Consider the following 20,071-nt stretch of genomic DNA (forward strand, 5'->3'; position numbering starts at 1 on the left):
CCTGGCTGGCCATGGCGTCTTCATAGTCACCAAAGTGCGGCAGGGCGTGGGTGATGAACGCTTCCAGACAGGCCAGCGCCTCGGCGCGGTTCAGCGGCCAGCGCACGGCGTCTGCCTGTGGCTCGCCAAAGCTCTTGACGCCGCAGCGCAGCAGCATGTCCCACAGCGCACGGTGGTCGTGCGTGGGGCGCCAGTCCGCGGGCTCGGGCGGGGTGCCGGGCCAGGGCTTGCGGTTGTCGTGGTCAAAGTTCCACTGGCCGCCCTCGGGCTGGCCATCGGCATCCATCAGAACCCGGTAACGGCGGCGCATGGGGCGGTAGAAATGCTCCATCAGCCACTGGCTGCGCCCGCGCATCTGGGTGGCCAGATCGCCCCGTGCCGTCAGAAAGTGTTCGCTGTCCACCACGGTACAGGTCAGCGGCTGGGCGCGGGCCCAATCCTGCATTTGCGTGTCCAGCCGCCACTCGTCGGGCTGCTGCCATTGCACCTGGTGGGCGCCGTAGTGCGCGGCGAGCGCTGTCAGGTTGTCCGGGATGGACTGGCGGTTGCTGGCGTCGTCGAGCGCCACATAGCGCACGCGGTGGCCGGCGCCGCGTAGCTGGCGCGCCAGGTCGCGCATGGCCGCAAAAATGGCCAGGATTTTCTGTGCGTGGTGCAGCACGTAGTCGGTTTCCTGGCGCACCTCCATCAGCACATAGACCACCTGCGCGTCCACCTGCTGGAACCAGCTGTGCTGCGGGTTGAGCTGGTCGCCCAGCACCAGGCGCAGGGTGTGGGCAGGCGCGGGCGAGTTCATGCGGTGCCCCACAGGCGTTGGTAGCTGCCATCGGGGTCGTAGGTGGCGGCTTGCTTGACCGGGTCAAAGCGGCGCCCGCCCTGCGGGTCGGTGCCCCGGCCGGCGATGTACAGCCAGTTGCCCTGGTTGCTGTAGGCGTCGTAGTCCAGCAGCTGCGATTTAAACCAGGCGGCGCCAGCGCGCCAGTCGCAGGCCAGGTCGTGTATCAGGTAGCTGGCCGCCACCTGGCGCAGGCGGTTGCTCAGGTAGCCGGTGGCGGCCAGCTCGCGCATGGCGGCGTCCACCAGCGGCTGGCCGGTCTGCCCGGCGCACCAGGCGGCAAAGCGCTCGTCATCATGTGGCGTGGCCCGCGCCGCGCCCAGGCCCCGCGCCCGGTACAGCGCGCGGCCATGCTGCAGGTGCAGAAAGCGAAAGTAGTCGCGCCACAGCAGCTCAAACCACAGCCAGTAGCTGCCGTCGCTGGCGCCGTGTTCGGCCTCAAACTGGCGCAGCTGCGCCAGCGCCTGCCGGGGCGACAGTGCGCCAGTCGCCAGCCAGGGCGACCATTTGCTGGAGTAGTCCAGCCCCATCAGCCCGTTACGGGTGCGCTTGTAGCTGTGGGGCAGGCTGCGTGCCAGGTACTGGGCCAGGTGGGCCAGCGCTGCTGCTTCACCCCCGTGCAGCCCACCTTGCAGGTAAGGAAACGCGCTGCGCGCATCGGCCCTGGGCGGCGCCCCGGCAAACGCGGCCAGGGCTTCGGCCTGCCCGTGCAGGTCATGCGCCGGCACGCTGGCGGGCCAGGGCGGCAGGGTGGAGGGCGGCGCCAGCGGGGCTGCGGGTTGCAGTTCGGCTTGTTCCACGGCCTGCCGGAAAGGCGTGAACACACGCGGCAGCTGCTGCACCGGCCAGGGCAATTGGTCGGGATGCAGCAGGCTGCCGTGCCACACGGTGTGCACCTGCAGGCCGGCCGCACGCAGGGCCTGGACTTCGGCTTGCTCTTCGGGGGCGGCGATTTTTTCGCACACGATGGTGCTGGCTCCCACGGCCCGCGCCAGTGTGGGCAGGGCGGCGGCGGCAGGTTGATTCAAAATTAATAGCTGGCTGCGCTTGTCCAGCAAGGGCTGGAGCAGGTTTTGGATGGTAGATGCCACCCACGCACGCCGGTGCGGGCCGATGCGGGCAAAGCCCCAGGGCGTGGTTTGCCGCACATCGGGCAGGCACACCACGGGCAGCAGGTGCTGCGCACCCAGCCCGCATGCGGCGTGCAGCGCGCTCTGGTCGTGCAGGCGCAGGTCGTTGCGCAACCACAGCAGCACGGTGCTCATGGCTGTGCCCCCGATGCGGGCGCCGGTTGGCGCTGGCGGCGGCAGCGCTCGGAGCAGTATTTGACCTCGTCCCACACCTGGGCCCATTTTTTGCGCCACGCAAACGGGCGCCCGCAGCACAGGCAGGGCTTTTGGGGCAGGTGCGGCTTGCGGTGCATGGCTTAAAAATCCAGGCTTTGCTGTCGGGATGCGGGCGCCGCGGGGCGGCGCGCGGTGCTGCGGCGCGCCAGGCGCGAGCCGTGCTTTTCCACGATCGCCGCCTTGGCCGCACGCACGGGGGCCTGGGCGCGCAGGGCGTGCAAGCGCGCCTTGGCTGCGCGTGTGGCAGCGGCCAGATCGACCAGGGACGCGGGAATGTCACGGCCCACCTGCACGCCGCAGCGCGACTGCACCTCGGGTGGCATGCGCCAGGGCTCGAACAGCCAGGTGTCGGGCACCTGGCGCAGGGCGGGCAGCCACTGGCGCACAAAAACGCCCTGCGGGTCGTGGTCTTGCGCCTGCTTGATGGGGTTGTACACGCGCGTGGTGTTGATGCCCGTGGTGCCCGATTGCATCTGCATCTGGCTCCAGTGGATGCCGGGCTCGTAGTCCAGAAACTGCTGCGCCAGCCACAGACCCACCGGGCGCCAGTGCAGCCACAGCGGATAGGCCGCCACCGACACCAGCATGGCGCGCATGCGGAAGTTGATCCACCCCGTCTCGCGCAGCATGGCCACGCAGGCATCCACCAGCGGCCAGCCGGTGCGGCCCGCTTGCAGGGCGGCGAAGTGCGCCTCTTGCCAGTCGCTCTCGCGCAGGCCGTCGTAGCCGCGGTGCAGGTTGCAAAACTCCAGCGCGGGCTCGGATTCGAGCTTCTGGATGAAGTGGCAATGCCAGTGCATGCGGCTCAGAAAGGCCGTCAGCCCCTGGCGCTGGCGCCCGGCCAGCGGGTGGTTGCCGGCCTTGAGCTGGCCCAGGCGCTGGTGCGTGGCCTGCACCACTTCGCGCATGCCCAGGCAGCCCAGCGCCAGGTAGGGCGACAGGCGCGAGCAGGCCTGCGGCGCCGTCAGCGGCGACGAGATGCCGCCGCGGTACAGCGCGCTGCGCTCGCGCAAAAAATCGTGCAGCACCTGCAGGCCCGGGGTGCGGCCGCCGCGCTGGCGCAGCGGCGGGTCGTGCGGGGCCAGGCCCAGCGTGGCGGGCTCGGGCCAGCGGTCTTTCCAGGGCAGGGCCACCCCCTGCAGGCTGCCGGGCGGCGGTGCGGGCAGCAGGGGCGCTTGCATGTGCGCCTGCCACCGGGTGTGCCACTGGTTGCGCGAAGGCAGGCGCCGCACCACGCCGTGCTGGGGCCATTCGTGCCAGGCCACGCCGTGCGCGCGGCACCAGCGGCCCACGGCCCTGTCGCGTGCATAGGTGTGGCCGTTGCCGGTTTCTTCGTGCGCGTACAGGCGCTCGAAAGGTTGCAGGGCATGCAGGCGCGTGAGCACGTCGGTCACCTCGCCCACGGCCAGTTGCAGCGGCGCGCCGCAGGCGCGCAGTTGCAGCGCCAGATCGCGCAGGCTTTCGCGCAGAAACTGGTAATGCTGCAGCGCGCAGTCGGGTTGCGCCCACAGGCTGGGCTCCAGCACGTACAGGCACAGCACCCGCCCCTGGCTGGCGGCGTGCGCCAGCGGGGCATGGTCGTGTACCCGCAGATCGCGTTTGAACCAGACAACGGTGGTGCCCATGGCCGGGGTTCGCCGTCAGTGCGCAGGGTCCTGGCGCGTGTGCGCCACCCAGATCAGCGCGCCGGTATCGACGCCCAGGGCCTGCGCGCGCGCGGTGATGGCGTTGCGCCGGGCTGCGTCCAGCTGCTTGTCGCGCGCCAGAATCCATGCGTAACCGGTGTCAGGCCCCAGCACCAGCGCCCAGCGGTAGTCAGGGTCGAGCGCCGCCACGTGGTAGCCGCCGTAAAACGGCCCGAAGAACGACACCCTGAGCGATGCGGTGGTGGGTGCACCGATGAACAAGGCCTTGCCCACGGCCTCGCGCCAGCCGTTGCGGGCGGGGTCAAAGCCGCGGTTGACCACGCGCACGCTGCCGTCGGGCTGCGGTGCGTAGAGGGCGGACACATCGGTCATGCCGCGCTCAAACGCGTGGTCCAGCCGCGCAATCTCGTACCACCGGCCCTGATAGCGCTGCAGGTCAAACGGCGTGACGGCCACCACGCCCGGTGGCGGGCTGGTGCTGGCGCACCCCGCCATCAGCGCGGCGCCCGCCACGCACAAGGCCAGCAGCGCCCGGCGGCCGGGCTGGGCAAGTGCATGCCCAAGAGAGGGGCGCTGGAGAGGGAAAGCGTTCATGTGACTGGCTTCTTGGGGGTCAATGGTTGCGCAACTGACGCCACTGCACCACCAGCGGCTGCAGTCCGCTCAGGTGCCGGATGGGCGTGATGCCGTCCAGCGTGGACTGGTACAGCGCCGTGCACGAGCCGCCCACCCACAGCGCGGTGGCCGGGGGCAGCTGCGCGCGCAGCTCGCGCAGGCTGGCCAGAACCGTCGCCCCGTTGTGCACGTTGCTGAAGCTCAAGGCCACCACGTCGGCCTTGTGGGCCGCGGCGGCCAGCGCCACGTCGCCCACGGGCGTTTGCGTGCCCAGCGAGACGCAGTTGCAACTCTCCAGCGCCAGCAGCGCCTCGACCATCAGCAGCCCCAGGCCGTGCAGCTCCTGCGGCAGGGTGGTCAGCAGCACCTTGGGCGCGTGCGCGCCAGATGGCGGTGTCAGCGACGCAATGGCGTTGCGCAGCACGCCGGTGATGACCTCGGTAAACAAATGCTCCTCGAACACTTCAAACCGCCCCTGTACCCAGGCCTCGCCCACGGCGGCAGCCAGCGGGGCCACCAGATCGGTGACAAAAGGGGCCAGCCCCATGCGCAGCTGCGCCCGGCCCAGGGCGTGGCGCAGCGCGTGCGGGTCGTGGGCGCCGATGGCCTCCAGCAGCGGGGCCAGCACGGCTGGAGGTGCGTAGCTTGCGTCGTTTGTCCTGGACAAATCACCACCGGCGACGGAGCGCTGGCCCAGCAGGGATTGCAGCGCATCGCCGTCCAGGCCCACCACCTTGCCCGGGCGCATGCCCGCGTCCAGCAACCGCCGGATCAGCTTGAGCTGCTGCACCTGCTCTGCCGGGTACAGCCGGTCGCCCGAGCCGTCGCGCAGTGGCTGGGGAAAGCCGTAGCGCTTTTCCCAGACACGCAGCGTGTCTTTGGGCAGGCCGGTTTCGCGCTCCACGGCGGCGATCGGAAGGCCAGCGCCGTCCTGAAAGGGGGGCGTGCTCATGGGGCGGTTTGGCGGCGGGCAGGCGCCAGTGAGAGGTTGGATGTCATGGACAAATTCAAGGAATTGCACAAATTGTCTAGGACAAAAAATGTTTTGTCCACTACATTACACCCCATGCCAGCACGCCACGCTGTCTTTGCCACTTCGCCGGAATACGGGAGTCATCATGAAAATCGCCATCATCGGTTCAGGTATTTCAGGCTTGTCTGCCGCGCATCGCCTGCGTGGTCAGGCGCGCGTTACCGTGTTCGAGGCGGGCAGCTATTTCGGCGGGCACACCCACACGGTGGACGTACGGCTGCCCGACGCCTACGGCCGGCAGGTGACGCATGGCGTGGACACGGGGTTTCTGGTGTTCAACGAGCGCACCTACCCCGGGCTGATAGCGCTGCTTGACGAGCTGGGCGTGCCCACCGCCCGCTCGGACATGTCGTTTTCGGTCCAGGCGCCGGGCGCGGGAGCCCTGGGCGCCCAAGCGCTGGAGTGGAGCGGCTCCAGCCTGGCGACGGTGTTTGCCCAGCGCCGCAACCTGCTGCGCCCCCGTTTTTGGGGCATGTTGCGCGACCTGCTGCGTTTCAACCGGCTGTGCACGGCGTTGGCCGAGTCGGGCGAAGAGGCCGCGCTGAGCCAGCCGCTGGGCGATTTTCTGGCCCGGCACGGCTTTGGCGCGGCGTTCCGCGACTGGTACTTCCTGCCCATGCTGGGCTGCATCTGGAGCTGCCCCACCGACCAGATGCTGCGCTTTCCGGTGGCCACCATGGTCCGGTTCTGTCACAACCACGGGCTGATCCAGGTGAGCAATCGCCCGCAGTGGTTCACGGTGGCGGGTGGCGCGCGCCAGTATGTGCACCCGCTGCTACAGGGGCTGGATGCGCGGCGGCTCACGCCCGTGCAGCGCGTCGTGCGCGATGCAGCCGGTGTGCACATCCACGCCGGCGGCCAGACCGAGCGCTTTGACGCCGCGGTGATGGCCGTGCACAGCGACCAGGCCCTGCGCCTGCTGGCCCAGCCTACCGAACAGGAAGGCAAAGTGCTGGGCGCCATCCGCTACCAGCCCAACCGCGCCGTGCTGCACACCGACGACAGCGTGATGCCCCGGCGGCGCAGCGCGTGGGCGGCCTGGAACTACGAGCGCGCCGCCAGCAGCGAGCGCGAAGCGGCGCGCGTGTGCCTGCACTACTGGCTCAACCGCCTGCAGCCGCTGCCCTTTGCGCAGCCCGTATTCGTGTCGCTCAACCCCGCGCGGCCGATTGCGCAGCGCAAGGTGCTGGCCGAGTTCGACTACGACCATCCGGTGTTCGACCTGCCCGCCATTGCAGCGCAGGGCCAGGTGGCGCAACTGCAAGGCGTGCAGCGCACCTGGTATTGCGGCGCGTGGACGGGCTACGGCTTTCATGAAGACGGCCTGCAGTCCGGCTACCGCGCGGCCGACTTGCTGCTGCAGCAACTGCGCCAGCGGGAGGCAGCATGACCCAGCCCGCAGCCGCCGCAACCGTTGCTGGCGCTGCTGCTGGCAACCGGCCGCACATCGGCTTTGGCCATGTGTGGCACACCCGGCTGCGCCCGCGTCGCCACCGCTTCATCGTGCCCACGTTCTTTTTGCTCTTGCCCATGCGCACGCTGCGCGTGCAGCCCGAAGCCGCAGGCGTGCTGGCGCTGAACCGGCCGGGGGCGCTGGTCTTTCGGGACACTGACCACGGCGATGGCCGCGGCCCGCAGCAGGGTGGCGCCCTGGCCTGGCTGGATGAGGTGCTGCACAGCCAGGGCATCACCGACGCCCGGGGCGAAGTCTGGCTGCACTGTTACCCGCGCGTCATGGGTTACGCCTTCAAGCCGGTGAGCTTTTGGTACTGCCACCGCACCGACGGCAGTCTGCGCGCCATCGTGGCCGAAGTGAACAACACCTTTGGCGAGCGCCACGCCTACCTGCTGGACGCGCCGCAGTACGGCCGCGAGCTGCGCGCGCGCAAGGTGTTCCACGTCTCGCCGTTTTGCCCGGTAGAGGGCGGCTACCGCTTCGAGTTCAGGCGCAGCGGCGCCCAGGGCCTGCAGTCCACCCGCGTGCGCATCGACTTTGACGACGCCCGGGGCCCACTGGTGCTGACCGGCATCGCCGGGCGCCTGCAGCCGCTGGACGCCGCCAGCCGCCGCCGCGCGCTGTGGCGCTACCCGCTGCTCACGCTGGGCGTGATCACCCGCATCCACTGGCACGCGCTGCTGCTGTGGCTCAAGCGCGCACCGTTTCACACCAGGCCCGAACCGCCGGTGCAGCCCGTCACCCGCTCTTCATCGCCATCCTCGCCGAGCTTTTGACCATGAACACCACCACCGCATCCTCCAACGCGTATCCACTGCCCGCCGACATGCCCGCCGCCGCACGCAAGGGCCTGGCCCTGTTGCAGCGCCTGCGACGCGGCACGCTGCACCTGGAGCTGCCCGATGGCCGCGTGCTGCAGCTGGGCGAAGGCCAGGGCCCCCATGCCGGCATGCGCCTGCACGACTGGAAGGTGTTTGACGCGGTGATGCGCTCGGGCGACATCGGCCTGGCCGAGGGCTACATCGCCCAGGACTGGAGCACGCCGCACCTGGCCGACCTGCTGCGCCTGCTGATCGTGAACCGCCAGGCGCTGCAAGACATGGTGGACGGCGCCTGGTGGGGCCGGCTGGCGTACCGCCTGCGCCACCTGCTCAACCGCAACACCCGCGCGGGCAGCCGGCGCAACATCCACGCCCACTACGACCTGGGCAACGACTTCTACCGGCTGTGGCTGGACCCCAGCATGAACTACTCCAGCGCCTGGTTTCAGGGCAACCTGGCGGGCGACCTGACCGCCGCGCAGCACGCCAAGGTGCGCCGCGCCTTGCACAGCGCCCGCGTGCAGCCGGGCAGCCGCGTGCTGGAGATCGGCTGCGGCTGGGGCGCGCTGGCCGAAATGGCGGCCGGCGAATTCCAGGCGCAGGTGACGGGCGTGACCCTGTCCACCGAGCAACTGGCCTGGGGCCGCGCGCGCATGCAGGCCGCGGGCCTGTCGCCGCAGGTGGAGCTGCGCCTGCAGGACTACCGCGACATTCAGGACGAGCCGTTCGATGCCGTCTGCTCCATCGAGATGGTCGAAGCCGTGGGCCAGGCCTACTGGCCCGACTACTTTGGCGCCGTGGCGCGGCTGCTCAGGCCGGGCGGGCGCGCGTGCGTGCAGAGCATCGTCATCGACGACGCGCGCTTTGAGCGCTACGTGCGCGGCACCGACTTCATCCAGCAATACATCTTCCCCGGCGGCTGCCTGCCCAGCCCGTCGCGCTTTCGGGCGGCCGCGCAGCAGGCAGGCCTGCGCGTGGCCGAAGAATTTGCCTTCGGCCGCGACTACGCCGAAACCCTGCGCCGCTGGCACCAGCGTTTCGTGCAGCAACGCGCCCAGGTGGCGGCGCAGGGCTTTGACGCGAATTTCCTGCGCACTTGGGAGTTCTACCTGGCGTACTGCGAAGCCGCGTTTGACACCGCCAGCATCGACGTCGTGCAGTACACGCTGGTCAAGGACTGACCGGCCGTGGCTCCAACCGCCGCGCCAGCGCTCCAGCCCCTTCCATCCAACCGTTCCACAAGGACTCCCCCCGTGTTCTTCTCTCGCATGACCGTTTCCGCCCGCCTGTATGCGGGCTTCGGGTTGATCCTTGCGCTGCTGGTGGCGCTCACCGGCGTGGCCGCGCTCAAGGTCAGCCGCATCGACCAGGCCCTGCGCGCCAACAACGACGTTCACGTGCAGGTGCAGCGCCACGCCATCAACTTCCGCGGCTCGGCGCATGACCGCTCGATTGCCGTGCGCGACGTGGTGCTCAGCCCCACGCCCGCCGATCGCGAGCGCGAAATCGCCACCATCGCCGCGCTGGGCGACTTTTACGCCCAGTCGGCCGTGCCGCTTGAGAAGCTGATCAACCGCGTCGGCGCGCCGCCCGAGCTGGGCCCGATCTATGCCGACATCCGCAACGCCGAAGCCCAGGCGGTGGCCACCACGCAAGCCATCATTGCCCAGGTGCAGGCGGGCGACACCGCTGCGGCCCAGACCCTGTGGACGCAGGCCAAGCCGCAATATGTGCAGTGGCTGGCGGCCATCAACAAGCTGATCGACTTCAAGGAAGCGCGTATCCAGCGCGAGAACACGATTGCCATGGGCGAAGCCAGCAGCTTCTTGCGCGTGGTGTTCGCCGTGCTGGCGCTGGCGCTGGCCCTCAGCGTGCTGGTGGCCTGGGCCGTTGCGCGCAGCATCGTGCGCCAGCTGGGGGCCGAGCCTGCCGCCCTGGCCGATGTGGCCGGCCTGGTGGCCCGGGGCAACCTGCGCCCTGTTGCCGGTGCGGCGCAGGCGCAGCCCGGCAGCGTGCTGGCATCGCTGGGTGCCATGCAAGACAGCCTCGCGCGGGTGGTGAGCCAGGTGCGGCAGGCATCCAACGCCGTTACCGCGGGCTCCGAAGACATCGCCGGGGGCAACGCCGGGCTGCTGCAGCGCACCGAGGAGCAGGCCGCCAACGTGCAGCAGGCAGCTTCGTCGATGGAGCAGATGACCGCATCGGTCAAGCACAACGCCGACTCGGCCCGCCAGGCCACGCAGGTGGCCACGCTGGCCAGCGAGGCGGCGCTCAAGGGCGGCGCGGTGGTGGCCCAGGTGGTCAGCACCATGGACGAGATCACCGACAGCAGCCGCAAGATCGCCGACATCACCAGCGTGATCGACGGCATTGCCTTCCAGACCAACATCCTGGCGCTCAACGCCGCCGTCGAGGCGGCGCGCGCCGGCGAGCAGGGCCGCGGCTTTGCCGTGGTGGCGGGCGAGGTGCGCAGCCTGGCGCAGCGCAGCGCCGATGCCGCCAAAGAGATCAAGGCGCTGATCGGCACCAGCGTGGACAAGGTGGAAGCCGGCGCGCGACTGGTGGGCGACGCGGGCGCCACCATGACCGGCATCGTGGATCAGGCGCAGCGCGTGGCGGCCCTGATTGCCGAGATCAGCACCGCCACCGCCGAACAGACCCAGGGCATTGCCCAGGTGGGCGGGGCCGTGGCGCAGCTGGACCAGGCCACGCAGCAAAACGCCGCCCTGGTCGAGCAAAGCGCCGCCGCGGCGCAAACCCTGCGCCAGCAGGCGGCCGAGCTGGCCGAGGCGGTCAGCGTCTTCCGCCTGGCTGACGGTGATCGGGGCGATGGGGGCGATGGATACGACGCCCGCGTTGGCGGCGCAGCCCGCGCCTTGGCGAGCCCGCGCCCATTGGCGCGCATGTCCGTGCCGCTGGTTCCGCGCCTGGCTGGATGAGCGCCGATACAAAAATGATAGCTGCCAGCGCTCAACAGATAAGGGCTATCAGCCTGTTTTGACCTAAAAAACGGAGAAAAGAACCCGCCCTGCGCCGCCCTGCGCCGCCCCGATTGCCCGACGCCAGGATTGGACGAGCTATTTATCAAAACTCATAGCAGCTAGCGCTTGATTTATATGCACAAAAGTCGGTTTTCATCACTGAAACATTGGGCTCTGGCCGCCGTGGCTGCTGTGGCCGTTGCGGGTGTGTCGGCCAACACGGGTGCGCCCTCCGGTTCGGCCTTGGCGCCGCCGCCCGTGGTGCGCCAGGCGCTGACCGGGGCCACGCTGGCCGGGGAGGGCGAACTGCGCTTTTGGGGCCTGCGCATCTACGACGCCCGGCTGTGGGTGGCGCCGCGCTTTGATGCGCAGGCCTTTGGCGACCACCCGCTGGCGCTGGAGCTGACCTACCACCGCGCCTTCAGCGGCGCGGCCATTGCGCGGCGCTCGGTCGAGGAAATCCAGCGCCAGACCCCGCTGGCGCCCGCGCAGGCCGAGCGCTGGCGCCAGCAACTGGCCGCCGTGCTGCCCGACGTTGAGCCGGGTGACCGCCTGACCGGCCTGTACCAGCCCGGCCAGGGCCTGCGCCTGTGGCGCGGCAGCCAGCCGCTGGGCGGGGTGGACGATGCCGAGCTGGCGCGCCTGTTCTTTGGCATCTGGCTGTCGCCCGGTACGTCCGAGCCGGGGCTGCGCGGCGCCTTGCTGGCGCGCAGCGCAGGGGCCGCGCCATGACTGTGGCGCTGGCGCACGCGCCCCGCGCTGCGGCGCTGGCGTCGTGGCGCGACGGCATGGCCTACGGCCTGCTGGGCCTGCCGTTGGCGTTTGTCGCGCTGCCGCTGTACGTGGTGCTGCCGCACCACTACGCCACCACGCTGGGCCTGCCGCTGGCCAGCGTGGGCGCGCTGCTGATGCTGGTGCGCCTGCTGGATGCCGTGGCCGATCCGCTGTTGGGCCGCCTGAGCGACCGGCTGTACCGGCACAGCGTGCGCGCCGTGCTGTGGGTGGCGGGCGCATCGGCCGTGGTGCAGGTGCTGGGGCTGGCGGGCTTGTTCTTTCCGCCGGTCGAGGGGCCGCAGACGCTGGCGGCATGGATGGTGGCCGGCCTGCTCATCACCTGCCTGGCGCACAGCCAGGTGGTGATTGCCCACCAGGCCTGGGGCGTGCAGCTGGGCGGCGACAGCGTGCAGCGCAGCCGCATCGTCGCCTGGCGCGAAGGCCCGGGGCTGGTCGGCGTGGTGGCGGCCAGCGGCTTGTCGGTGGTGGGCGGGGCGCGGCCCATGCTGGTGGCGTTTGCCGCCGCGCTGGCGCTGGGCTGGCTGCTGTTGTGGCGCGCGCCGCGCCCGCACCCCGCAGCGCAGGCGCCCGCGCATGCCGCAGGCGCCGCGTTGTGGCGGTCGCTGGCGCAGCCGCTGGCGCAGGCAGACTTCAGGCGGTTGCTGGCGGTGTTCATGAGCAACGGCATTGCCAGCGCCGTGCCCGCGGCGCTGATGCTGTTTTTTGCGCAAGACCGGCTGCAGGCAACGCAGCCGCAGATCGCGCTGTTTCTGGTGCTGTATTTCGTCAGCGGCGCGCTGTCCATGCCCGTGTGGCTGCGCGTGGTGGGCCGCGTGGGCCTGGAGCGCGCCTTGCTGGCCAGCATGCTGCTGGCCGTAGCCTGCTTTGGCTGGACGGCCGGCCTGGGCAGCGGGCAGGTGGCGGCGTTTGCCGTCATCTGCGCGCTGTCGGGCATGGCCCTGGGGGCTGATCTGGCGCTGCCCGGCGCGCTGCTGGCGCGGCTGGTCGAGCGCCAGGGCGCCCAGGGCAACGGCGAGGGCGCCTACCTGGGCTGGTTCAACCTGGGCGCCAAGCTCAACCTGGCGCTGGCCGCCGGCGCCGCGCTGCCGCTGCTGCAATGGGCTGGCTACACCCCCGGCACCCAGGATGAGCAAGCCCTGCGGCACCTGGCCTGGGCCTACGCGCTGCTGCCCTGCGCGCTCAAGCTGCTGGCCGCTGCGCTGCTGCTGCGGCTGCTGATCCACCGTTCAACCACCACTGCAGGAGTCAACCCATGACAACACGTCGCCACGCTTTGCTGGCCCTGCTGGCAGGCTCTGCCGCGCTGGCGGGCTGCGCCAGCCCGCAGGTCACCGACTACGCCCGCGAGCGCCCGCTGCTGGAGCTGGACCGCTATTTCAACGGCCGCATCCTGGCCCACGGCATCTTCCAAAAACGCGGCGGCGAAGTGGTGCGCCGCTTCACCGTGGTGATGGACTGCCACTGGCAGGGCAACCAGGGCGTGCTGGACGAGGCCTTCACCTACTCGGACGGCACCACCCAGCGCCGCATCTGGCGGCTGACCAAGCACGAAGATGGCCGCTACACCGGCCGCGCCGACGACGTGGTGGGCGAGGCCCAGGGCCAGACGGCAGGCAACGCCTTTCGCTGGAACTACACCTTGCGCCTGCCGGTGGACGGCAAGGAGTACGAGGTGCAGTTCGACGACTGGATGTTCCTGATCGATGACCGCGTGATGCTCAACCGCGCCACCATGAGCAAGTTTGGCGTCTCGCTGGGCGAGGTGCTGCTGTCGTTTACCAAACAGTAAGGAGCCAGGCCGTGCCCCTCAACCCTGCAATCACCGACTGGCGCGGCAAGCGCGTGTGGCTGGTGGGCGCCTCCAGCGGCATCGGCCGGGCACTGGCCGCGCAGCTGCACGAGCGCGGCGCGCAGGTGATCGTGTCGGCGCGCCAGCAAGCCCTGCTGCATGATTTTGTGCAGGCCCACCCCGGCAGCCAGGCCGCCGCACTGGACGTGACGGACGCAGCGGCCGTGCAGACCACCGCCCGGCGCCTGCTGGCCGACGGCCCGCTGGACCTGGTGTGCTACTGCGCCGGTCACTACCAACCCATGCGCGCCGATGCGCTGGACCTGCCCGAGCTGCTGCGCCACCAGCAGGTCAACCTGACCGGCGCGTTGCTGGTGCTGGCCGCCGTGGTGCCCGGGCTGCTGGCGTCGGCCCGCGTTGGGCGCGCGCCGCACCTGAGCCTGGTGGCCAGCGTGGCAGGCTGGCGCGGCCTGCCGCAGAGCCTGGCCTATGGCCCCACCAAGGCGGCGCTCATCAACCTGGCCGAGACGCTGTTTCTGGACCTGCGCCCCCAGGGCGTGGGTGTGAGCGTGGTCAACCCGGGCTTCGTCGATACGCCGCTGACGCGGCAAAACACCTTTGCCATGCCCGCGCTGCTGACCCCGCAGCAGGCCGCCGCCGCCATCCTGCACGGCTGGGCGCGCGGGCAGTTCGAGCTGCACTTTCCGCGCCGCTTCACGCTGTGGCTCAAGCTGCTGCGCGTGCTGCCCTACCGCTGGTACTTTGCGCTGGTGCACCGCATGACGGGGCTGTAACGTATGACCTGTATTGCAGACACACAGGCGGCAGCCGCCCGGCTGGCGCAGCTGTACGAGCAGCTCACCCCCGACCATCTAGACCACCTGGCTGACTATTACGCGGCCGATGCGCGCTTCAAAGACCCGTTCAACGATGTGCGCGGCGTGCCCGCTATCCGTGCCATCTTTGCCCACATGTTCGCCAGCCTGGATCAGCCGCGCTTTGTGGTCACGCAGCAGCTGGCGCAGGGCACGCAGGCCTTTCTGGCGTGGGAGTTCCACTTTCGGCTGCGGCGCTGGCAGGCGGGCGTGGACCAGTGCATCCACGGCGCCACGCTGGTGCACTTTGACGCCACCGGCCGCGTGACGCTGCACCGCGATTACTGGGACACGTCCGAAGAGCTGTACCAAAAACTGCCCGTTCTGGGGCCGCTCATGCGCTGGCTGCGCCGGGCCGGCTCCGCCACCCACGATGCATGCCATGCTGACCCTTCACCACCTTGAAACCTCGCGCTCGCAGCGCATCCTGTGGCTGCTGGAAGAACTGGGCGTGCCCTACGCGCTGCGCCGCTACCCGCGCGACCCGGCCACCCGGCTGGCGCCGCCCGAGCTGAAAAAAGTGCACCCGCTGGGCAAGTCGCCGGTCATTACCGACGGCGATACGGTGGTGGCCGAGTCGGGCGCCATCATCGAATACCTGGCCGAGCGCTACGGCGCCCAGGCGAGTGCCGATCTGGCCCAGCTGGAGCCCGCCCGCGGCACGCCCGAGCACCGCGAGTGCCGCTTCTGGATGCACTACGCCGAGGGTTCGCTGATGAACTGGCTGGTCATGCAGCTGGTGTTTGACACCATCCCGCGCCAGCCCATGCCGTTCTTTGTGCGCCCGATGGCCCGCGCGCTGTGCAGCGCCGTGCAGCACAAGCTGGTTGCACCCAATGTGCAGACCGCGCTGGCCTTCATCGACGCGCATCTGGCCCGGCACCGCTGGTTTGCCGGCGAGCACCTGACCATGGCCGACTTTCAGATGAGCTTTGCCGTCGAAGCCGCGCTGGCCCGCGGCGCCGGCCAGGCGGCCTGGCCGCACCTGAGCGCCTACGCCGGGCGCATGCGCCAGCGCCCGGCCTACCAGCGGGCGCTGGACAAAGGCGGGCCGGTGATGATGCCGCTGTAGCGGTGCCCACAGCCTCTAAACCCGGCGCCCAGCCCGCCCCGGCCGCGCGGTAGGCTTTCGACCACCACCGCGGGGCTGCATGCGCGTAACCATGTGTATTACCTTGCATCAAAGTGGCAAAATTTTTGTCTTACCATGCGGGCATGACGACGCCCCCTCCCAGTCTTCCGCCCTGCAAAGCTTGCCAGGACAGGCCACCGCTGTGCATCGACTTCAGCATGGCGTTTCAGCCCATAGTGGACATGCGCACGCGCGAGGTGTTTGCCTACGAGGCGCTGGCGCGTGGCCTGGACGGCGGTGGTGCGGCGCAGGTGCTGGGGCAGGTCAACGACGACAACCGCTACCAGTTCGACCAGGCGTGCCGGGTCAAGGCCGTGGGCCTGGCGGCCAGGCTGGGCATTGACAGCCATGTGAGCATCAACTTCCTGCCCAACGCGGTCTATGAGGCTGCCACCTGCATACGCGCCACCCTGGAGGCGGCGCGCCAGCACGGCTACCCGACCGAGCGGCTCATTTTCGAGATCACCGAGAACGAGCGCCTGGTGGACAAGGAACACCTCAAAAACATCATCCGCGAATACCGCCGCAGGGGCTTCAAGACCGCCATTGATGACTTTGGCGCCGGCTACGCGGGCCTGAACCTGCTGGCGGAGTTTCAGCCCGACATCATCAAGCTGGACATGGACTTGGTGCGCCACATCGACTCCGACCCGGTGCGACAGGCCATCGTGCAAGGCATCCTGGGCGTGTGCAAAGCCCTGAACATCGAGGTGATTGCCGAGGGCGTGGAGACTTTGGCCGAATACCAGCTGCTGCGCGCGCTTGGCATCTATTACTTTCAGGGCTACATGTTCGCGCGGCCGGCCTTCGAGGCATTGCCAACGGTGCAATGGCCCGCCGAGACCGATGCCGCTGGCGGGTGAGGCACGGCAACCCCTGGCGACGCGGCGGGGTCATGCCGGGTCAGACCCGGCGCCGGGCCCGCGCCTGATTGCTCATCCGGCGGCCGCCTGACTGCCAGAATCGCGCCCATGCAAGAACGCCCCCTCTACGCCAACGACTTTCTGCCGCCTGCAGCACCCCCGGCTCCCGGCCCTGCCGTGGTCGCCCCGGCCTTGTATCAGGCGGCCCTGGGGCCACTGAATGCCGCGCATTACCTGGCCGCCTTCGACAGGCTGGACGCGGCGGGGCGGGCTCTGCCGGGGTGGAACTGGGCGGCAGCCCTGTGCACCCCGGGCTGGCTGGTGTTTCACCGACTGTGGCGGTTTGCCCTGCTGTATCTGGCGGTGCTGGCTCTGGCGGGCCTACTGCTGTTTGGGGTGTGCCATGTCTGGCTGGCCCTGCCTTTGCCCATGACGGCGGGGCTGTTGCTGGCGCTGGGCCTGGTGGCGTGTGGAGTGCCCGGGCTGTATGGCGATGCGTTCTTGCACGCGCAGCTGCAGCAGCGCATTCACCGGGCGTTGTCGGCTGCGCCCAACCTGCGCCAGGCCAAGGACTTGCTCGCGCAGCAGGCGGGCAGCCCGCGGCGGCTGATGGCGGTGGCGGCGGGCGGTCTGGGATTGGCGCTGTTTGCCGCGCTGGCCTGGGCCTGGCTGGCCGGTGGTTTGGGGCGTTACGTCGGCAGCAGCCTTCAGGCCCATCAGCTGGCGCAGCGCCCGCCTGCTGCTGCGGTGCAGCGGCCCGCGGCATCCGCTGTGCCTCAGTCAGCACCGCGGCACCAGTTGCTGCCGGCGCCCGTCTCGCCTGCGCCGGACGTTTCCGCCTCGTCGCCGTTGCCTTCGTCGGCTTTGCCACAGCCGCAGGCAAGCGTGCCCATGCCAGCGGGCGATGCCAGCGGGCCGTCGGCGTCTGCGTTCGGGGTGGCTGCGCAAAAGGCCCCGGCAATTGCTGCTGCCGTGCCGGCGGCAGCCCCTGCGGCGGTCGTCGAAAAAGCCCCTGAAAAAGCCCCTGAAAAAGCGACGCCCAAAACCTCTGACGCCCCGCCCGCAGCGTCGGCTGCATCTAACCCCGCGCGTGCGCGAGCCGCCGGTCCCGCCCAAAACGCGGCCCAGTCCCAGGGTAAATCCGCGCCCGCGCAGGACTCTGCGCGCCATCTCTACATCAACGTGGGCCTGTTTGCCAATCCGGCCAATGCCCGGCGGGCGCATGCGCGGCTGGTGCAGGCGGGCCTGCCTGCCACCGTCAGCCAGGTGGCACGCGCCGATGGCCGGCAGCTGCAGCGCGTGCGCGTGGGGCCGTTTGCATCGGCCGCCCAGGCCAATGCGGCCGTCGAGCAGGTGCTGGCGCTGGGCCTGGATGCGCGGCCCGCCGCTGAATAGCCTTGGCGCCTGGCGCGACGCTGGTGCTGCGCCGGTGTTACCCCTGGTCACGGCGGCGGAGCGCGCAGCGGGCTATGGTGCGCCCTTTGGGTGTGAGTGAGGACATGGATATGCAATTTCTCGCAAGCGCAGGCCGGTCAAGTGGCCTGGCAGGTTTGGTGGCGGCCGCGGTGCTGGCGCTGATGGTGGCTGGTTGCTCGTCGGTGGAGCCCACGGGCGCGGGCACCGCGCCGGTGGGCGGTGACTGCAGCGCCCAGGGCGCGCAATGGGCCGTGGGCAAGATGAGCACGGCCAAGGTGGTCGAGGAGGCACGCGTGCGCGCCGGCGCCCGCATGGCGCGGGTGCTGCGCCCAGGGCAGGCGATCACCAAAGAGTTCAACTTTCAGAGGCTGAACCTGGATGTGGACGCCACCGGCGTCGTGGTGGGCGTGCGCTGCGGTTGAGGCGCAGGCCGTCGCCGCCGCGAAGCTCAGTCGGCCAGGAACAGCGACTGCAGGTCGCTTAAAAAATCAAAACCCCGCTCGGTCGGGCGCACGCGGCCCATGTCGCGGGTGATCAGGCCCTGGGCTTCGGCCTGCTGCAGTCCCCCGGCAATGGCCGTGAGCGGCAACCCCGTGCGCTCGGTGAAGTCTTGCAGCGCAAAGCCGCCGCGCAGGCGCAGTGCGTTCAGCATGAACTCGAAGGGCAGGTCGGCGCGGCGCACGTCGTCATCTTGCGCAATGGCCCGCCCGGCCAGCGCGCCCGCCATGTAGCGCTGCGGGTCGCGCAGGCGCACCTGGCGCACCACGCGGTGCGCAAAGCTGAGCTTGCTGTGTGCGCCCGCGCCAATGCCCAGGTAGTCGCCAAACTGCCAGTAATTGCGGTTGTGCAGGCACTGGTGGCCGTCACGCGCGTAGGCCGACACCTCGTAGCGCGCCAGTCCCGCTGCGCCGGTCAGCTCGGTGATGCGGTCGAGCATGGCGTATGCCTGGTCGTCCTCGGGCAGCGGCGGCGGGTACTTGGCAAAGTAGGTGTTCGGCTCGATCGTCAGGTGGTAGATGGAGATGTGCGGCGGCTGCAGCGCCAGCGCGGTGCGCATGTCTTCGTCCAGCTCGGCCGCTGTCTGGCCGGGCAGGGCGTACATGATGTCCAGGTTGAAGGTGTCGAACGCCTGCGCGGCCTCGTCCACCGCGGCCAGCGCCTGCGCGCGGTCGTGCACGCGGCCCAGGGCCTGCAGGTGGCGGTCGTTGAAGCTTTGCACGCCAATCGACAGCCGCGTGACGCCCGCGCCGCGGTAGGCGCGAAAGCGCTCTTTTTCAAACGTGCCGGGGTTGGCTTCCAGCGTGATCTCGCAACCTGCGTCCAGGCGCAGCCGCGCGCGGATGTTGCCCAGCAGCCGGTCGATGGCCTGCGGCGCAAACAGGCTGGGCGTGCCGCCGCCAATGAAGATGCTGTGCACCGTGCGGCCCCAGATCAGGGGCAGGGCGGCCTCCAGGTCGGCCAGCAGTGCGTCGATGTAGCGCGCTTCGGGCACGCCCTCGCCGCACTGAGCCTCGTGCGAGTTGAAGTCGCAGTATGGGCATTTGCGCAGGCACCACGGCAGGTGCACGTACAGCGATAGCGGCGGCAGGCTGGTCAGTTGCAGCAGACCCGGGCGCATGTAGTGCTGCACGTCGCGCAGGGGGGCGCCAGACTGCGCACCAGCGTGCTCGGCGGGGTGAATGGGGATGGTCATGTTGCTGCAAAAGTTGCTGCAAAAATCATAGCTGCCCGCGCTGGTGTTTTATGGGCTGGGGCCCGAAAACGCTTCAAGTGCAACCTCCAGCGCGGCATCAGCTGCCGTCAGCGTGACCGGGGGCTGGGCTGGCAAACCAGTGCTCGCGCATCAGCTCCAGCATCTGTCGCGACGAGCGGCCGCGGTGGCTGTGGGTGTTTTTCACTTCGGGCGGCAGTTCGGCAAAGGTCTTGCCGAACGCGGGCAGCACCATGATCGGGTCAAAGCCAAAGCCGCCCGTGCCGCGCGGCTCGCGCGCGATTTCGCCGGCCACGCGGCCTACGGCGATCAGCGGCTCGGGGTCCAGCGGGTTGCGCACGGCCACCAGGGTGCTGACCATGGCGGCGCGGCGGTCATCCACGCCCTGCATTTGCTCGATCAGCGCGCGCACGTTGTTGGCGTCGCTCTTGTCGTAGCCAAACTGCGTCGCGTAGTGCGCCGTCTGCACGCCGGGCAGGCCGCCGAAGGCCGCCACGCACAGGCCGGCGTCGTCGGCCAGCGCAGGCAGGCCGGTGTGTGCGCTGGCAAAGCGGGCCTTGGCCAGGGCGTTTTCGACGAAGGTATGAAAAGGCTCGTCGGCCTCGCCCACGCCCAGCTCGGACTGGGGGATCAGCTGGACGCCCAGCGGCGCCAGCATGGCCTGCAGTTCTGACAGCTTGCCGCGGTTGTTGGAGGCCAGCACGATCCTGGTGGCAGTGTTTGTGGTCAAAATGGTCTCCAGCGCTTATCAATCAAG

Annotated in this window: 21 protein-coding genes; 13 read left to right on the forward strand and 8 right to left on the reverse strand. The window is 69.7% G+C overall.

The features are described from left to right. The 6 genes from AB7E35_RS12705 to AB7E35_RS12730 form a co-directional block, all read right to left on the reverse strand. On the reverse strand, window positions 1-796 hold a 796-nt coding region (locus tag AB7E35_RS12705), incomplete at its 3' end, for a cryptochrome/photolyase family protein (protein WP_428167669.1). Next, on the reverse strand, window positions 793-2,100 hold the full coding sequence (locus AB7E35_RS12710) for a DASH family cryptochrome (RefSeq protein ID WP_428167670.1): 1,308 nt from the start codon (window positions 2,098-2,100) through the stop codon (window positions 793-795). The genes AB7E35_RS12705 and AB7E35_RS12710, both read right to left, overlap by 4 nt. After that, complete coding sequence (locus tag AB7E35_RS12715; RefSeq protein ID WP_428167671.1) at window positions 2,097-2,258, reverse strand: DUF2256 domain-containing protein; 162 nt, start codon at window positions 2,256-2,258, stop codon at window positions 2,097-2,099. Before AB7E35_RS12715 ends, AB7E35_RS12710 begins: the two co-directional genes overlap by 4 nt. A 3-nt stretch (window positions 2,259-2,261) precedes the next feature. Beyond that, window positions 2,262-3,806: a deoxyribodipyrimidine photo-lyase/cryptochrome family protein gene (locus AB7E35_RS12720; RefSeq protein ID WP_428167672.1), complete on the reverse strand. Its 1,545-nt coding sequence runs from the start codon at window positions 3,804-3,806 to the stop codon at window positions 2,262-2,264. Window positions 3,807-3,821: 15 nt separating this feature from the next. Beyond that, the gene (locus tag AB7E35_RS12725; protein ID WP_428167673.1) at window positions 3,822-4,421 is read right to left on the reverse strand and encodes a lipocalin family protein; all 600 of its coding nucleotides are present in this window, start codon (window positions 4,419-4,421) and stop codon (window positions 3,822-3,824) included. 19 nt (window positions 4,422-4,440) lie between these two features. Beyond that, the gene (locus tag AB7E35_RS12730; RefSeq protein ID WP_428167674.1) at window positions 4,441-5,394 is read right to left on the reverse strand and encodes a MerR family transcriptional regulator; all 954 of its coding nucleotides are present in this window, start codon (window positions 5,392-5,394) and stop codon (window positions 4,441-4,443) included. Window positions 5,395-5,560: 166 nt separating this feature from the next. Between AB7E35_RS12730 and AB7E35_RS12735 the strand changes: the two genes are divergently transcribed. The 13 genes from AB7E35_RS12735 (at window position 5,561) to AB7E35_RS12795 (ending at window position 18,025) form a co-directional block, all read left to right on the forward strand. Next, window positions 5,561-6,865 carry an NAD(P)/FAD-dependent oxidoreductase gene (locus AB7E35_RS12735; protein WP_428163830.1) on the forward strand — a complete coding sequence of 435 codons (1,305 nt, stop codon included), beginning with the start codon at window positions 5,561-5,563 and terminating at the stop codon, window positions 6,863-6,865. Beyond that, complete coding sequence (locus AB7E35_RS12740) at window positions 6,862-7,707, forward strand: DUF1365 domain-containing protein (RefSeq protein WP_428163831.1); 846 nt, start codon at window positions 6,862-6,864, stop codon at window positions 7,705-7,707. The genes AB7E35_RS12735 and AB7E35_RS12740 overlap by 4 nt, the downstream gene beginning before the upstream one ends. A 2-nt stretch (window positions 7,708-7,709) precedes the next feature. Beyond that, complete coding sequence (locus tag AB7E35_RS12745) at window positions 7,710-8,933, forward strand: class I SAM-dependent methyltransferase (protein WP_428167675.1); 1,224 nt, start codon at window positions 7,710-7,712, stop codon at window positions 8,931-8,933. Window positions 8,934-9,020: 87 nt separating this feature from the next. Continuing rightward, window positions 9,021-10,691 carry a methyl-accepting chemotaxis protein gene (locus AB7E35_RS12750; RefSeq protein WP_428163851.1) on the forward strand — a complete coding sequence of 557 codons (1,671 nt, stop codon included), beginning with the start codon at window positions 9,021-9,023 and terminating at the stop codon, window positions 10,689-10,691. A 177-nt stretch (window positions 10,692-10,868) separates the two neighbouring features. Then, window positions 10,869-11,465, forward strand: a complete 597-nt coding sequence (locus AB7E35_RS12755; protein ID WP_428163852.1) for a chalcone isomerase family protein — start codon at window positions 10,869-10,871, stop codon at window positions 11,463-11,465. After that, window positions 11,462-12,784, forward strand: a complete 1,323-nt coding sequence (locus tag AB7E35_RS12760) for an MFS transporter (RefSeq protein WP_428167676.1) — start codon at window positions 11,462-11,464, stop codon at window positions 12,782-12,784. The genes AB7E35_RS12755 and AB7E35_RS12760 overlap by 4 nt, the downstream gene beginning before the upstream one ends. Beyond that, window positions 12,781-13,317 (forward strand): DUF3833 domain-containing protein, encoded by a 537-nt coding sequence (locus AB7E35_RS12765; protein WP_428163834.1) that lies wholly within the window; start codon window positions 12,781-12,783, stop codon window positions 13,315-13,317. Before AB7E35_RS12760 ends, AB7E35_RS12765 begins: the two co-directional genes overlap by 4 nt. 11 nt (window positions 13,318-13,328) lie before the next feature. Then, on the forward strand, window positions 13,329-14,111 hold the full coding sequence (locus tag AB7E35_RS12770) for an SDR family NAD(P)-dependent oxidoreductase (protein ID WP_428163835.1): 783 nt from the start codon (window positions 13,329-13,331) through the stop codon (window positions 14,109-14,111). Window positions 14,112-14,114: 3 nt separating this feature from the next. Further along, the gene (locus AB7E35_RS12775; protein WP_428167677.1) at window positions 14,115-14,597 is read left to right on the forward strand and encodes a nuclear transport factor 2 family protein; all 483 of its coding nucleotides are present in this window, start codon (window positions 14,115-14,117) and stop codon (window positions 14,595-14,597) included. Next, window positions 14,575-15,264 (forward strand): glutathione S-transferase family protein, encoded by a 690-nt coding sequence (locus AB7E35_RS12780; protein WP_428167678.1) that lies wholly within the window; start codon window positions 14,575-14,577, stop codon window positions 15,262-15,264. The genes AB7E35_RS12775 and AB7E35_RS12780 overlap by 23 nt, the downstream gene beginning before the upstream one ends. A gap of 218 nt (window positions 15,265-15,482) precedes the next feature. After that, window positions 15,483-16,187, forward strand: coding sequence for an EAL domain-containing protein (locus tag AB7E35_RS12785; RefSeq protein ID WP_428167679.1), 705 nt, complete (start codon window positions 15,483-15,485; stop codon window positions 16,185-16,187). 108 nt (window positions 16,188-16,295) lie between these two features. After that, window positions 16,296-17,582, forward strand: coding sequence for an SPOR domain-containing protein (locus AB7E35_RS12790; protein WP_428163839.1), 1,287 nt, complete (start codon window positions 16,296-16,298; stop codon window positions 17,580-17,582). Between the two features lie 110 nt (window positions 17,583-17,692). Next, the gene (locus AB7E35_RS12795; protein ID WP_428163840.1) at window positions 17,693-18,025 is read left to right on the forward strand and encodes an I78 family peptidase inhibitor; all 333 of its coding nucleotides are present in this window, start codon (window positions 17,693-17,695) and stop codon (window positions 18,023-18,025) included. Between the two features lie 26 nt (window positions 18,026-18,051). On the opposite strand, the gene hemW is transcribed toward AB7E35_RS12795, so the two are convergent. Both hemW and rdgB read right to left on the reverse strand, forming a co-directional pair. After that, window positions 18,052-19,296 (reverse strand): radical SAM family heme chaperone HemW, encoded by a 1,245-nt coding sequence (hemW, locus tag AB7E35_RS12800; protein ID WP_428163841.1) that lies wholly within the window; start codon window positions 19,294-19,296, stop codon window positions 18,052-18,054. A 97-nt stretch (window positions 19,297-19,393) separates the two neighbouring features. Further along, on the reverse strand, window positions 19,394-20,044 hold the full coding sequence (gene rdgB, locus AB7E35_RS12805; RefSeq protein ID WP_428163842.1) for an RdgB/HAM1 family non-canonical purine NTP pyrophosphatase: 651 nt from the start codon (window positions 20,042-20,044) through the stop codon (window positions 19,394-19,396). Window positions 20,045-20,071: the final 27 nt, after the last annotated feature.

It is taken from the genome of Diaphorobacter sp., from assembly GCF_050251835.1.
GTDB lineage: Bacteria > Pseudomonadota > Gammaproteobacteria > Burkholderiales > Burkholderiaceae_C > JBFXIE01.